13 protein-coding genes and 3 pseudogenes are annotated in these 14,601 nt (G+C 53.5%); 7 read left to right on the top strand and 9 right to left on the bottom strand.

Annotated elements, in window-relative coordinates; all coding sequences use genetic code 11:
• Window positions 1-154 precede the first annotated feature (154 nt).
• The 3 genes from CS390_RS09835 to CS390_RS09825 all read right to left on the bottom strand — a co-directional run bounded on the left by CS390_RS09835 (window position 155) and on the right by CS390_RS09825 (window position 2,419).
• Complete coding sequence (locus CS390_RS09835) at window positions 155-1,633, bottom strand: YfjI family protein (RefSeq protein WP_099774198.1); 1,479 nt, start codon at window positions 1,631-1,633, stop codon at window positions 155-157.
• A 20-nt stretch (window positions 1,634-1,653) separates the two neighbouring features.
• Window positions 1,654-1,893 carry an AlpA family transcriptional regulator gene (locus CS390_RS09830; protein WP_004574260.1) on the bottom strand — a complete coding sequence of 80 codons (240 nt, stop codon included), beginning with the start codon at window positions 1,891-1,893 and terminating at the stop codon, window positions 1,654-1,656.
• A gap of 316 nt (window positions 1,894-2,209) precedes the next feature.
• Window positions 2,210-2,419 (bottom strand): DNA-binding transcriptional regulator, encoded by a 210-nt coding sequence (locus CS390_RS09825; RefSeq protein WP_099774197.1) that lies wholly within the window; start codon window positions 2,417-2,419, stop codon window positions 2,210-2,212.
• Window positions 2,420-2,886: 467 nt separating this feature from the next.
• Here CS390_RS09825 and CS390_RS09820 point away from each other — a divergent pair, with 467 nt between their 5' ends.
• From CS390_RS09820 to CS390_RS09795, 6 genes are all read left to right on the top strand, one after another.
• On the top strand, window positions 2,887-3,363 hold the full coding sequence (locus CS390_RS09820; protein WP_327192079.1) for a hypothetical protein: 477 nt from the start codon (window positions 2,887-2,889) through the stop codon (window positions 3,361-3,363).
• Window positions 3,364-3,492: 129 nt separating this feature from the next.
• The gene (locus CS390_RS09815) at window positions 3,493-4,461 is read left to right on the top strand and encodes a DUF932 domain-containing protein (RefSeq protein ID WP_099774196.1); all 969 of its coding nucleotides are present in this window, start codon (window positions 3,493-3,495) and stop codon (window positions 4,459-4,461) included.
• A gap of 76 nt (window positions 4,462-4,537) precedes the next feature.
• Window positions 4,538-5,542: a YqaJ viral recombinase family protein gene (locus tag CS390_RS09810; protein ID WP_099774195.1), complete on the top strand. Its 1,005-nt coding sequence runs from the start codon at window positions 4,538-4,540 to the stop codon at window positions 5,540-5,542.
• A 77-nt stretch (window positions 5,543-5,619) separates the two neighbouring features.
• The gene (locus tag CS390_RS09805) at window positions 5,620-6,534 is read left to right on the top strand and encodes a hydrolase or metal-binding protein (protein WP_099774194.1); all 915 of its coding nucleotides are present in this window, start codon (window positions 5,620-5,622) and stop codon (window positions 6,532-6,534) included.
• A 49-nt stretch (window positions 6,535-6,583) separates the two neighbouring features.
• Entirely contained in the window at window positions 6,584-7,081 is a 498-nt protein-coding gene (gene radC, locus CS390_RS09800; RefSeq protein WP_099774193.1) for a DNA repair protein RadC, read from the top strand.
• Window positions 7,082-7,391: 310 nt separating this feature from the next.
• A complete protein-coding gene (locus CS390_RS09795; RefSeq protein ID WP_070087264.1) occupies window positions 7,392-8,951 on the top strand; it encodes a GGDEF domain-containing protein in 1,560 nt (519 codons plus the stop codon).
• Window positions 8,952-9,133: 182 nt separating this feature from the next.
• On the opposite strand, the gene tnpB is transcribed toward CS390_RS09795, so the two are convergent.
• On the bottom strand, window positions 9,134-9,442 hold the full coding sequence (tnpB, locus tag CS390_RS09790) for an IS66 family insertion sequence element accessory protein TnpB (RefSeq protein WP_070087263.1): 309 nt from the start codon (window positions 9,440-9,442) through the stop codon (window positions 9,134-9,136).
• A 482-nt stretch (window positions 9,443-9,924) separates the two neighbouring features.
• Between tnpB and CS390_RS09785 the strand changes: the two genes are divergently transcribed.
• On the top strand, window positions 9,925-10,872 hold the full coding sequence (locus CS390_RS09785; RefSeq protein WP_099774192.1) for an inovirus-type Gp2 protein: 948 nt from the start codon (window positions 9,925-9,927) through the stop codon (window positions 10,870-10,872).
• 339 nt (window positions 10,873-11,211) lie between these two features.
• Here CS390_RS09785 and CS390_RS09780 read toward each other — a convergent pair.
• The 5 genes and pseudogenes from CS390_RS09780 to cydX form a co-directional block, all read right to left on the bottom strand.
• Window positions 11,212-11,682: pseudogene (locus CS390_RS09780) on the bottom strand (IS5 family transposase); the annotation flags it as partial.
• Between the two features lie 59 nt (window positions 11,683-11,741).
• A pseudogene (gene ltrA / locus CS390_RS09775) lies at window positions 11,742-13,009 on the bottom strand (group II intron reverse transcriptase/maturase).
• A 521-nt stretch (window positions 13,010-13,530) separates the two neighbouring features.
• Window positions 13,531-14,034: pseudogene (locus CS390_RS09765) on the bottom strand (IS5 family transposase); the annotation flags it as partial.
• Between the two features lie 138 nt (window positions 14,035-14,172).
• Complete coding sequence (locus CS390_RS09760; RefSeq protein ID WP_070087343.1) at window positions 14,173-14,460, bottom strand: cyd operon YbgE family protein; 288 nt, start codon at window positions 14,458-14,460, stop codon at window positions 14,173-14,175.
• Complete coding sequence (gene cydX, locus CS390_RS09755) at window positions 14,457-14,579, bottom strand: cytochrome bd-I oxidase subunit CydX (protein WP_014753615.1); 123 nt, start codon at window positions 14,577-14,579, stop codon at window positions 14,457-14,459. Before cydX ends, CS390_RS09760 begins: the two co-directional genes overlap by 4 nt.
• Between the last annotated feature and the right edge of the window lie 22 nt (window positions 14,580-14,601).

Here is a 14,601-nt window from a genome sequence, read left to right as displayed (position 1 = left end):
GGCGCTCTCGACTTACAAGAAACGGCAAAACTTACAACACACCAGCAAGAGACTGAGACTTTCAGGCTATTTATCATAATCGAAATAATCAAAACAAATTTACACATCGACACCTACCCTGATCTCGACACAACATCACGCAGGAACTATACCCCTAAATTGAAGACTTGTAAGGAGAGATAATAGTTCTAGAAGAAAAATTACTTATCGAATACTCAGGAAAAATATCGAGATATGTGATTTTTCCAAATTTTGACCGAGAAACCTTACCCTGCGCAGTGAGCACTTCAATAGCAGAATCTAAACGCTTTACTTTTCGCAACTTCCAGGGCCCCTTTTGCAGTATAATATTCTTTGCTACAAATCGCTCACCCGCCTCACGCCATACTTGCAACCAGTCATCCAATTCTTGTGCGTCGATCTCTTCCTGAGGCGGCGATGAAAACAAACGCAGAAACTCGCCAGAGTACCAAAAGCACACATCGGCAGCAGCATCCAAGGTCTCTAGAGCTATATCACCACTCCTTCTCTCAAAGAAATGAAACAATGCAGCCACCCTTGCAATATTGTCTGCCAACTTTGACGCATGATCACCCATGCCAAAAAACCTTCCTCCCGGCCCAATAGCCGACTCAACCGCATTGAAAATTTCAATCCATTTTTGAGCCGCCTCCTGAGAAAACCTAATCACTAACCTTGACCTAGCAGGATCCATCAAAAATCCAACACTTTCTTTAAGTATCTCCCCAATGCGCTCAGAGAATTTCTCGCAACAACTCCAAGTGGCCACCCCTCCACCAATCAACCTAGTTCCCTGGGTCGATCTTGGATTACAAACCAAAAACCTAGCCCACAAACCAGATCCCCGTGATATCTCTCCGTTCTTCGCCATATAACTCAAGAAAGTTTTTTCTTGAACCATTATCGATACCGTCAGACGAGCTCTTAGCTCGTAGCTTTCAGACGTTATTCGATCAACAGTTATTGCATCCCCACTCCACAAGGCATTCTGCTTCGACAAATCATTAAATGCCTTGCCAGTCAACACTCCCCCACCCTCACTAGAAATTAGCCCTGCTGCAGGAATATTCTGGTATAACCCAAAAAACAAAGCCTCTGAAGTAGCATCTTCGTAAATCAACTTAAAACGTCTAGGCTTGACCGGCTCACTACCCATATGCGCCATAAATATCCGATATTCCTCACTTTCCTCTTCATCAGCTGAATGAAGTATTTCCTTCAACATGGCCTTCCGGCGAGCCTCCCAGACTGACCACTTCGCATTCCAATCAGAAAGCTCCTTAAGATAAATCAAATCCTTTTCATCCTGAAAATGGCGAACTCCTCTAAGAAATATATTCTCCGCCGTAGACTTCCTCTCTCCAGAGTTCGCAATCGTCAGCAGCATCAGCGATGCTGGAACTATTTGCCCATTCGGCTTACAAACATCAATCAAACCTTGAGAAGCTGTAGCGATCGCCGTCAGAGCAGATGAAAAAACGAGTGCCCTCGGGGCCTTTATATGCCCTTCCGCCTCATCCACTGCACTCACTATCACCGGTAAAGACATATACCTTGGAAAGCCTTCCTCCAAAGCAGAGGCCCCCCAAGACCCAAAGCTAGAGAAACTCATAAATTAAACACCTTCAGAGATCACGATAAAATCTTTCTGGCCTCTTCGATCCTAGATTCAATCCACCGATATATATCTTCCTCAACCCAACCCACCGCAAACTTTCCTAGTTTAATTGGTCTTGGGAATGTACTGTCGTATCTAGGCGACATTGGATTTAGCCGGTCATAAATTGTAGATCTACTCAGCCCAATGCACTCTCGCAACTGCCGAATGCGTAAAATTCTTAACGTTGATTTACCACTACTTTCGTTGCCCATCACCACGCCCTCTTCAGTTGCGAACTCAATAGGGAAGGACTCTACAGTCAGTGCCACTCGGAGTCGTCAGGGGTGCTAAATGGGTTTTCCAACACCAAGCAGATGTATTGACATCTTATGATTTCTGTGATTTGGAAATTCTCATCCTAGCAGCTTGTCCCCGCCCCACCGGATTTAGCCGGGACCACCATTGCAGTTGCTATTCCTGCTACTAATAGCAGGAATAGCAGCCTTGCTTGCCGTTCAGATCCCTTCCGTCCTTTGGAAACCAGTCGCCCCATAGCCAGGAAAAACGTTGACTCTCAGTCAGAACGACTCAGGGGGCCACTGATTGGCGGTCGATCCACAACTGCAGTAAGGCTTTTCCAGGCCCAGTGGGCCGACGTCGCCCCTGCTCCCAGTCCTGCAGCGTGCGAGCGCTGACCCCCAAATGCGCAGCGAGCTCTTGCTGGGTTAGCTTCAAGCGTTGGCGCAAGCAACATGCAAGCCTGATGATGCTTGAGTCTAGCGTGACGCCGTGACACATCTTTGGCCGTTTATGCAGGAAGATCTCCGAGACCTCGAAATTAGACGAAGCAGCTCCAGGTAAAGGTAATGTGCAATTTGTCTCCGGCGCTGTATTTACCCTCGCATGCCATGGGAGCGGAGCAGCCCGTACAGATAGAGATGACTCCATCGACTCATACCGAAGCTCCTCAGACTGTTGCTCATACTCAGGATGTTCGGCGAGAAATTTACGACGCCAATAATCGCTATAGCTCATTTAACTAACCCCATGCTGTTGAAATGAGGCACGGCAACGCCGTACCATACCATTGCAATGGAACCCGGACTTAAAAGCATCTAATCAATAGATTGCGAAAACCGCCGTCAGCTATCCTTCACCACCAGCCGGACTATGAGACCAATAAAAGCAAACCCAGAAAAATAGAATAGGAAAGTTACAATTTGATTTATACGGCAGCGCCGTAAAAACCAGGCATATTCAAGGCCTTGATCACACAGCTACGACTCTGCCGTAGCTGCAATCATAAAAATCTTAATCAAAATAATTTCAAACCTGTATTACGCAATGGAGAGCAAGCAATTAGCGCTTGCGCCTTCTATTTAATTTTAAGTTTTACAGGAGTCCGAATTATGCCTATTTGCTGCCCTTCATGTGGTTCTCTGCGCGTTTTCGCTCGCAACCATGCTCGTAAGCTCGGCGGCATCGCCGGTACGGTCGGAGGCACTGCAAGCGGTGTTGCAGGCGCCATGACTGGCGCACAATCTGGCGCTGCACTGGGAGCTATTGCTGGTCCGATAGGAATGACTCTCGGTGGCTTGGCGGGTGCGATTCTCGGTGGCTTAGCAGGCGGTACCGCTGGTGGCTTGGCCGGAGCCAAAATGGGCGAAGAGATTGATGCCCGAGTTCTCGACAACTACGAATGCCTTAACTGCGGCCAGGCATTCTCCCAAGCCGAGCACTGATCCTGCACACCTCACCTAATCGCATCATCCGATCCCCTCCCCTTATCACATAGCCGCATGGCTTAGCACCCATCCCACAAGGGCCGGGCGCTATGCTGAATGCTGCGCGTTCCGACAAGGAGCTCTCTAATGGCACATCTCATAGAAACCATGGCCTACGCTGGCGCTACCCCGTGGCATGGCCTGGGCAATCAACTCCCCCAGAAGCAGCCCATCGAGGTCTGGCAACGTGAAGCTGGCATGGACTGGCAGATCCAGGAAAGCCCAGTGCACTTCAAGTCGGATACTGTCGGTCACCTTGGCACTATCCACTCCTTCCCCGAACAGAAAGTGCTCTACCGTTCCGACACCAAAGCTCCGCTCTCGGTGGTCTCCCAGCGCTATCACACCGTACAGCCGCGTGAAGTGTTGGAGTTTTATCGCGACTTGACCGAGGCCTCCGGATACGAGCTGGAAACGGCCGGCGTACTCAAGGGTGGGCGCAAGTTCTGGGCGCTGGCACGTACCGGGCAAGGCACAGAACTCAGGGGTAACGATCAGGTGAATGGCTATCTGCTGTTGGCGACCTCCTGCGATGGCACCCTGGCCACCACGGCAACACCAACCACCGTGCGGGTAGTCTGCAATAACACCCTGACCATCGCCCTCGATGGCAGCAGCCGGGCGATCAAGGTGCCACACAACACCCGCTTCGATCCGAAGATAGTGAAGAAGCAACTCGGTATCGCCGTTTCGCAATGGGACGACTTCATGTACCGCATGCGAGCACTGGCCGAACGCAAAGTGCAATGGCATGAAGCATTGGGTTACTTCATGACCGTGATGTGTGAGACCAGCCCGACCGGCGCTCTGCCGGAGCAACTGCCCAACGAGCGCGCCCTACGCAAGGTCCAGGAACTGTACGAGGGCCGTGGTCGTGGCAGCCAACTGGACTCAGCACGCGGCACTGCCTGGGGCCTGCTCAATGCCGTGACCGAGTACGTCGACCACGAGCGCCGTGCCCGCAGTAACGAGTACCGCCTGGACTCGGCATGGTTCGGTCAGGGAGCACAGATCAAACAACGCGCCCTGGATGCCGCTCTGCAACTCGCCGCCTAACCCTTACTTACCTCACCCCTTGCGCCCGGTCAGCCATGTGCTGGTCGGGCGTTTTTTATACCAGCAGGTAAAGACGATGAAAGCAACGTCATTGAATAGCAGCACCCGCCAGAAACGCCCCGCCCTGCGCCTGGTCAGCACCAAGGAGCTGCCCCGCGAGGACTGGTTGCAGATCCGCAAGCAAGGCATCGGCAGTTCGGATGCTGCCGCTGCGGTGGGTCTGAATCCCTACAAGTCGCAGCTTGAGCTGTGGTTGGAGAAGACCGGTCGCGATGCCAGCATGCCCAAGGTCGATCCTCACGATGAGGAAAGCCCGCTGTACTGGGGCAATGTGCTGGAGCCTATCGTGGCCTGGCATTACAGCAAGCGCAGCCAGCACAAGGTCCGACGGATCAACGCGGTGCTGCAGCATCCCGATCCGGCGCTGCCCTGGATGCTCGCCAATATCGACCGCGAGGTGATCGGTACCGACGATGTGCAGATCCTAGAGTGCAAGACTGCCGGCATAAACGGGGCACGCCTCTGGAAAGAGGGCGTGCCCGAGTATGTGCAATTGCAAGTCATGCACCAGCTCGCCGTCACTGGCAAGCAGGCCGCTGATGTGGCGGTCCTGCTCGGTGGTCAGCATCTGGAAATCCATCGCATCACCCGCGACGAGGCACTGATTGCTCGGCTGATTGATCTGGAACGGCTGTTCTGGGATTACGTCGTCAGCGACACCCCTCCACCGGCCGATGGCACAGCGTCTGCGGAAGCGGCATTGCGCTGCCTCTACCCCGAGGATAACGGAAAGACTCTGGACTTCAGCCAGCACACGGAACTGACCAGCACCTTCCTGGAGCTCAAGTCTGTTCGTCAGCACATTGCTCAGCAGGAAACGCGTGAGGCGCAGCTCAAGCAGGTTCTGCAGCAGGCCATGGGGGAAGCCACCCGTGCAGAGTTTGCCGAGGGCTACATCAGCTGGAAGAAATCCAAGGACAGCATTGGTCTGGATGTCGAACAGATGCTCAAAGACAAGCCCTACCTGCAGGCTCGCTACCCCAAGGCCAAAGCAGGCACTCGTCGCTTCCTGATCGCCTGAAACAACCTGCTCACCCTAGCCACCCGGACCGCTCATGTCCCGGTGGCTTTTTTATTTTCAGATCAAGGATAACCGCCATGCTCAAAGGTTTTGCCATCACCCCGCCGGTGCTCGGTCGCATTTCCATCGGCAAAGTCGTCGAGAAAAACGGCAAGCGCCTGCCGGAGAAGGACGATCAGTTCACCATCACCTCGCAAGTCCAAAGCCGAGACGGCTGGCTGCTGCACCCACTCAATGAGGAACTGCGCAATGGCCAGGACGGCAAGCTGCGCAGCATTCCGATTCGTTTGCTGTTCAACGAACCGGACCTCAACTTCCGCGCGGACTACAGCCTGTTCGACCGTACTACCGGCAGGCCGTTGTGCGTCGGCAATGGTGAAACTTGCAAGCGTTTGACCAAGGACGGTATCCAGTCGCTGCCCTGCCCTTCACCCGATGGCTGCCCACTGGCCCAAGGCAATGCCTGCAAGCCTTACGGTCGGCTAAACGTGGTGATTGGTGATGACGACCCACTGGGCAGCTTTGTCTTCCGCACCACTGGATTCAATAGCATCCGCACCTTGGCAGCGCGCCTGCATTACCTGCAAGCCATCTCTGGCAATCGCCTGGCCTGCCTGCCATTGGAGCTGCGTCTGCGTGGCAAATCCACCCGTCAGAGCCACGGCACGCCGATCTTCTACGTCGATATCACGGTGCGCAGTGGACTGAGTTTAGAAGACGCCCTATTGGCCGCCAAGCAACTGGAGGAAACCAGGCAAGCCTCGGGCTTTGACCAGAGCGCCTTGGATCACGCAGCCCGGCAAGGTTTTAACAATGGCGCTTTTGAAGACAGCGAGGAGGACAGTGGCGCCATTGTCGAGGAGTTCTTTCCCACTGCTGAAACCCCACCCAGCAAGGCAGAGGCCCAACCGGCAGCGCCGTCAAAGCCCTCACTGGCTCAGAAGCTGGAGGCTCAGGCTATCGAGCACAGCACTAGGCCTTCCGTCCAGTAACGCTCTGCTCAACCTCCCCAGCCTTCCCCATTCTTACAGGAATACCGTCATGAAATATCACAAGCTCAAAGTCGGAGAAGCGAGTGGCACCTACGTCATGGAATCACCCGTCACCGAGGCCGACATCCTGCAGATGGCGCAACAACTGGCCATGAGTCGTCTGTCTAAAGGCCGGGCATTGACTGAGCCGAAGCAGGTGTTCAGTCACCTACAAACCCTGCTGCAGTACCACGAGTATGAAGTCTTTGCCCTGCTGCTGCTCGACTCAAAACATCGGGTCATAAGCTTTAGAGAACTGTTCAGAGGCACTCTGGATGGCGCGAGCGTATACCCGAGAGAGGTGGTCAAGATCGCCTTGGAGCACAATGCTGCGGCCGTCATTATGGTTCACAATCATCCCTCCGGTGACCCAGAACCCAGCCAAGCCGATCGGACCCTGACCATCACCCTCAAGAACGCTCTGAACATGGTCGGCACCTGCCTATTGGATCATGTGGTGGTTGGCCATGAAGGTTGCGTGTCGTTGGCCGAACGAGGATATTTGTAAAAAAAATGGCTAACCGCCTCTATGGTTGCCTTTGGCTGAGTCCAAAGGCCGCCACCGAGGCGGCTGACGAGGCACTTTATTTTTTTGCGTTAAGTCCAGCTAACGACTGGATACCCACATGCATCTTGGCAATGAGTAATGAGATGGCTTCAATCAACCAGAAGCAGAGGTTCTGCCGACTTAATTTTTCGGTGAGCCCAATGCTCCCAAGCAATCACCAGCATCCGAGGCATCCAGTCTCAGTTCCAATAGACTTGATAGAAACTGGCCAAGGCACGATGTGCCATTTACGCGTTGTGGGATAGGAATGATGCTGACTAATCACCGGCGTTCTCTCGTGGGATTGATCATCTTGGCCGTCGGCCTCATTGGTTTCTCGGCCCAGTTGCTGTTGAAATCCGAGATTCACCGCTGGGAAACGCGCTTCTCCGAATACGTGCAGAATATTTCCAGTGACGTGCGCAATCAACTGGATAGCAATGAAGCTGTCTTGGCGGGCTTCTCAGCATTTCTCCAGGCTGTCGATCAGAGTGACGCGGATGCTGCGGCCCACTATGCCGCAACCGTTTTGGCCGCGTACCCTCATATTTACATGCTTGAGGTAGCACGGGGGATGCCCATGTCCGAGCAGACGGCCTTTGCAGCGCTGTTGCGCCGCACCTGGCGACCGGACTTTGAGTTTAAGGATTTCCCGAGTCTTACCCACCAACCTGCCCAGCGCCAGGTATATCTCGGCAAGACTTGGCCTGTGCTGTTCATGTATCCGGTACGCTCGGAAGCCAATGCGATATACGGCGTAAAACTGGAAACCGTCGGCTATCTGTCCTACGCGCTGGCCCAGACCCAGAATAATCTGAAGCCTGTCGTATCGCCGGTGTTCTCGATGTATGAAGGCGGGAACGCCTACATTCTGATGCAATCAGTCAGTCGACCGGAACAGGCGCGAGAGCATTCTCGGCCCAATTTTTTCGGCAGTACCATGGTGGCGTTGCTATTAATCAAGACGGGCTCGTTACTGGAGGCCGTGAATCATGCGAATGTAGACCCCTTGGTTGGCATCAGTGCCGTCCTGAAGACCGCTGCCGGTTCTGAAAACAATGTGTTTTCAACGGAGACCGAGCAGGTTGACTTCTTGGACCGTCTATTCCTACCGAGTCTGAACGACCGAGTCGAGATCAGGAGTGCTTCGCAACCCATGACCTTGTTGTTTGAGCGCCAGTTGCGTCTAACGGATGTCCTTACTAAGGAAACGCTGATGATCTTGGCGGCTTTAGCCGTGGCCCTCGTTCTCATGCCGATTGTACTGATTCGGCATTTCAAGGCTATTAAAATTGCCGAGCGTGAGCACGAGCGCTCGGCCTATCTCGCAACCCACGATGTGCTCACCCAACTGCCCAACCGCTACCTTTTTGCCGATCGCTTCGATCAGGCATTCTCGCGTTGGAAAAGACATGGGGTTTCGTTTGCCGTGATGGTGATCGACCTGGATCATTTCAAGGAAATCAACGACAAGTACGGCCATGAGCTCGGCGACCAGGTTCTCCGTGCTGTGGCTGATCGCATGCTTCAGGAAGTACGTTCGTGTGACACCGTAGCGCGCTACGGGGGGGATGAATTGGTTGTTCTGATGACGGATCTTGCCAGCCCCAAGGATGCGGCGATCATGGCGGAGAGGATGCTGGAGGCTATCGGGAAGCCTATCGTGACAACCGCAGGAGAACTGTTCGTCTCCTGCAGTATCGGAGTCTCGCTATGCCCGATCCATGGCCAGAGCCTCGATACGTTGCTCAAGGCGGCGGACCAGGCCATGTACAGCGTCAAACAACTGGGGCGGGAAGGGATTGCCTTGAGCACTAACAATGTCCAATAGACTGCCATTGGCTGTGATGCTAGTGTGGTGTTTCAGAAATACCACTGAAAATCATTTGCCCAGCGCTCGCGCCGCGCGAGCGACTGAGGCAAGGATGTCCTCGGCCTTCTTGTGCCACCGAAATGGCTTCGGGTTCTCAATACGTACCTGACGCCTTCATTGGCGCCTTTTCCAACGGTCGCTCACCACCACGCCTTTTGGACGCAGCAGCACCGGGTGGTTTGAAGCCAGCTCCTGCAAGCAGACTTCGGGAGACCTACTCCCATCTTTGATACAGCATCGCTGGCTGACGCCAGCGTTCGTGACACACCCCAATAAAGTATTTTCACTCGATTACGGTGGCGATTCAGAAAGACGAAGAGCACAGGGTCGAACACGGCCACCTTGATGTCCAGTTCGACCAGGGCGGCCAAGCCGTCGATGGATTTTCGAAAGTCTACGGGCTTGGGGTAGAGGTAGACTTTTTCCACTTTGGCGTCGGGGCGCATCATGGCGGGCGGGCTCCAGAAAGAAATCGGGAGCACAGCATCCGGGATCAGCCAAGCGTCTTGAATGTGGGGTTCATGGCGCGCTTACGGTTGGAGGTACGCCCTTTGGCTCTGGTTGGTGCCGATTAGTATATCCCTGCTTGGACAGATCAACGGCTGTCGATACTGGCTCCTCCACGATTTTTTGTCACCTCTGATTGTCGATCGCGATCTCAGATAACTCCCACACAAATAAACTTGTAATCCCCCAAAGAAACACGACAAACTCACAGGCCGACACCCCAACATCACGATAAAAAAATAAAATGTAACTTGGTTTTATTTATATTGGGCCAGCTTTTGATCCACATCAATCTAACAATACAGCTTACCAGAAGAAACAATAACTTAAAAAATAGCACGCACTCACATGCAAAGCACTGGAGCCAGTAAAATCCCACACAACAAGTTACTGATATGGTCTTCACAACTTATCAGTAACTTTCATGAACAACAAAACCCCAAAAGCACCATTCAACACTTCGCAATCACGAGCTTCGATTCAGATCGAAAATATCGTCAAGATGATTGAGAACACTAGCGAACCAGCCTTTCATATTACCGAGAGCACCACTGGTTATGAGCACATAGAGCTCAGCAGCCTGTCTGGGCTTTTCTTCAACATTCAGCATCTGCTCAGCATCCACACGGACCACTACGAATATAGTGAGCACCTCAAATTATTTTGGAGAGCTTGTAGTGAAGTCGGTCTTGAGCGCAGCCCAGTTGGTCCCGTATGCCTAGACCCTACGGGCCTTTATTACCTCAGCTTTCACAGTTCTATGAACAAGTTAGTAAACAGAGTCAGGCAGCTAACGCGCGAGCCTGGATACAGGCGCAAAGCGAGTGACCGTAGTTACCAAGCACGACAGCGCGAAGCGGACGTGGAAACCTACACCCGCGCAGTACTTAACCGCTACTCACGTACTGTCGTCGTTCGAGTAGACCTTCATTATTTGGAAATAGTTGACCCTTTACTACGTATCGAAGATCTATTCAAAGACTTAGCAACTCTGATTAGATCTCGCGAACGCAATCCGATCTTCGAATATGAAACTGGCTATATTTGGTCTGTAGAGCAAGGCAAGAACAAAGGCTTCCACATCCATACTGCCTTCTTCTTTAACAGCGCGCACGTTTATAGTGACTGGCACAAGGCGCAGGAGATAGGCGCTCTCTGGGAGAAAATAACGGGTGGACGGGGTTACTTTTTCAACTGCAACGCAGACAAACAAAAATATACAAAACTCGGAATCGGCACCATTAAGCGAGCCGATACGCAGGCTTGCGAAAACGTCATAAACACAATGCGCTATCTAGCCAAGGAGGAGCAATATCTGCGTATAAAGCCAACCAGAGCACGAACCTTCGGCATGGGACACTTCCCGTACTGACGATATTCAAGCATCCATCAAATAAGATCAACATAAGAGAACAGCCTTCCGTAGGCTGTAGGGCACGTACATAATCAAGTATTCGGCTGGGTGACCGCCGAATACTCACACCATCGTACAGCTTAATCCCTAATTACCTTCTACCGGGCACGACAATGGCATATCGTTAAAAGCAGAACCAATATCACCGAGGGAAGGTCTGAAGTAGCCGGATATTTCGCGCCAACTTCAGCCCTTGCCGATTTTGAAAGCGGACAATCGATCAAAAACCGGACAGATAGCCCACTCAATCCTCCTTTTTTGGCCGTCGCGAGCATCTCGCAATGGCCATTTCCCATATTACAGGCGCACCTCTCCTGCGGTGGCAATCAAATGTCGACGTGCCATCCACAGGTTCGACAGTGCGAACAGTGTCATCAGCTGCGCGGTGTTCTTGGCCAGGCCGCGGAAGCGTACCTTCACGTAACCGAACTGGCGCTTGATCACCCGGAATGGGTGCTCGACCTTGGCCCGCACCTGCGCCTTGGCCTTTTCGATCTTGCGCTTGGCTTTGTAGAGCGGGCTGTTCTTGCCGAGTTTTCTGTATGTGCTGCGACGCGCCGCGACCTGCCAGATCACTTCGCGGCCCGCATGTTCTGAGCGCTTTTCGACCCCGGTGTAACCGGCATCGGCGCAGACGACGTTCTCCACGCCATGCAGCAGTTTGTCGACCTGGGTGACGTCCGCCACGTTGGCCGCCGTGCCAACCACGCTATGCACCAGCCCCGACTCGTCATCCACACCGATGTGGGCCTTCATGCCGAAGTGGTGAGTCGGCCACAGGAACTGCCCCCGTAGCCGCTCGCAGAACCGTACGTGACACTCTCGCGTCATACGGCTCCCGTTATCCAACCTGTTGCTCGGTTACTTGCCAGTGATAAAACAGTCGAGGGGCAGCCTTATGCACCGTGTCCAACCATTCAGATATACGCCGCTTGCGCCCGTGAAGTATTTTGTACTTACGACCGGCCCAACGCTTGAGCGCGCTATCGATATGTCGAAAGATACCAAGCATGGCCGTCCGATAGAACGCGCCATAGTACTGCCACCAACCTTGTATCACTGGGTTGTAAAGCCGAGCCACAGCAGCCAGCGTCACATGAGTTTGGCGGCTGACCCGCCACTCGCGCACTGCTCGCCGCATCCGCTTCAACGCTTGCGCACTGACTCCCGGAAGGAAGCTGGTGAAAAGCTTGTTCTGCTGGCCGATTGCCTTCCTAGGTCTAAAAGTGAAACCAAGGAAGGTAAAGCTCACATGCGGATACCCTGCGCGTCGATTGCTGTCCTTGCAGTACACGATTTTCGATTTCTCGGGATGCATCGTGAGGCCACAAACCGCTAGACGTGAAGCGATTGAACGCATCACGTGTTCTGCTTGCCTCTGGCTACGACAATGCACTACCGCATCATCGGCATACCGGGCAAAAGGACAGTTTGGGCTATTTCGTTGCATCCATGCGTCAAAGGCGTAATGCATGAACAGATTCATCAACATGGGACTGATCACGCCGCCTTGCGGGGTGCCACGTTCGCGTTGAATGCGAACGCCATCTGCTGCCTCGAATGGAGCAACCAGCCATCGTTCGATGTACAGCAGTATCCAATCCTCTTTGATATGGGTTCGCACCGCTTTCATCAGCAGTTCATGATCAATGTGATCGAAAGCCGCCTTGATATCAAACTCCACCACCCAGTCGTATCGCCAGCAGCGTTCGCGTGTGATCGCTATGGCCTGTTTGGCTGAACGTCCTGGTCGGTATCCATATGAGTCCGGATGGAAAAGCGCATCCAGCTTTGGCTCGATGAGGAGTTTGACTACAGTTTGTGCGATACGGTCGCTGACCGTCGGCACTCCCAACCTGCGTATACCCCCCGATGCCTTCGGTATCTCAACAGCCTTGACCGGCGGCGGGAAATAAGACCCCGACGACATTCGATTCCATAGCTTGTAAAGATTCTTCGGCAGGTTCCGCTCAAAATCGGCAATGGTCTCATCGTCGATTCCAGCAGCTCCCCGGTTGGTTCTGACCTGCTGATAGGCCTCCCATATCACGCGCTTCGCTATGTTGTAAGGTTTGTTCGAACTCACACCGCTCATCCCCTGAGGTTGGCGGCGTTCGTTGACAGGATAACGCCTCCCCTTCGCTCCAGCTTCATTACAAAGCCTTCATCACTACTACAGGAGGCTCCGCCCCTTATTCCAGCATTGGTATTCTTCCTCATGGTTTTAGCCATTTGTCATTTTCCTTTGCATCTGGAACAAGGTTCTCACGTTCCGTACCCAAGCCTGTATGAAGATCATGCCGCCTTTACACCGGCTGCCACTGGGGCCGTAAGCAGGTAACGCCCCAACTCGTCCTGAAGCCAATACTCAACCTCAGTTTCGACAGCACTTTAGGGAATAACGATGCGTCATCGGACGGTTTGCTCTCGCTCATCTTCTCCATACTCACCTGCCATCATCATGGGATGACTTTTCCTCGGTCGCTCACCACCGCACCTTTTGGATGCAGCAGCACCGGGTGGTTTGAAGCCTGCTCCTGCAAGCCGACTTCGGAAGGCCTACTTCCATCTTCGGTACAGCATCACAGGTCATACGACCTGTGTTCGTGACACACAGTACTGGTTACCCTTCTTGGTCTGGTGCATTTCCGGGTCACGCTTGCCGTCCTTGTTCTTGGTCGAACTTGGCGCATTGATCAGCGTGGCATCGACGATAGTGCCTTGGCGCAACGACAAACCTCGGTCTCCCAGGTAGCCATTGATCACAGCCAGGATGCCGGCAGCCAGTTCGTGTTTCTCCAGCAGGCGGCGGAAGTTGAGGATGGTGGTTTCATCCGGAATGCGCTCCAGGCTCAGTCCGGCAAACTGGCGCAGGATGGTCGTCTCGTACAGCGCTTCCTCCATCGCCGAGTCGCTGTAGCCAAACCAGTTCTGCATCAAATGTACGCGCAGCATCGCCATCAGCGGATACGCCGGACGACCACCTTCGCCCTTCGGGTAATGCGGCCCGATCAACGGAATCAAACCCTTCCACGGCACCACCTGAACCATCTCGATCAGAAACAGCTCTTTGCGGGTCTGCTTACTCTTGCCGGCGTATTCGGCATGGGCGAAGGTCAGTTACTACATCGGAAAACTCGGCAGGTGGAGTCCAGGCATTTTGGCAAAATCGGGAAGTCTTCTTCAGGATTTCCCTAACTGGAAATAGGTAGTGCTACTGTCTTTATGTTGAGAACTCAAGAGTTCAGTCATCAGCCCTCAATTTGCAAACTTTACCCAGCAAGCCAGTGCCAGCGCAACACAGCAGGTCCAGCCCGAGAACAGCCAGCGCCAAACGCACGCTCGCGGCACGAAGCCCACGCCCCTGACAAAGGCCACACTCATCGCCACGAACATGGCCGTTGCCAGCCCGTGATCAGCTTTCCCGTCCGGGGCCGCCATCAGCGGCGGATAGAGCGTACACACGAGCATGATCGCGATCGCGATAAGCAGGCTCAGCGGGTGGAGGCGTGAGGACGCCGAGGCGTCGGCGACCCGCGTCATCATGGCTGTGCCTCGTCACGGTCACTCTGGGCACGACCGGCTTCGGTCTCGCCCCACATCGCATTCAATATGGCCAGCAGTAAGGCAAAACCGACTCCCAGCATCCAGGCGAAATACCACATGGTCCTTGCTCCTCTGAGGGCC

It is taken from the genome of Pseudomonas sp. HLS-6 (assembly GCF_002753995.1).
GTDB classification, from domain to species: Bacteria; Pseudomonadota; Gammaproteobacteria; order Pseudomonadales; family Pseudomonadaceae; genus Aquipseudomonas; species Aquipseudomonas defluvii.
This window is presented reverse-complemented; position numbering and strand designations above follow the sequence as displayed.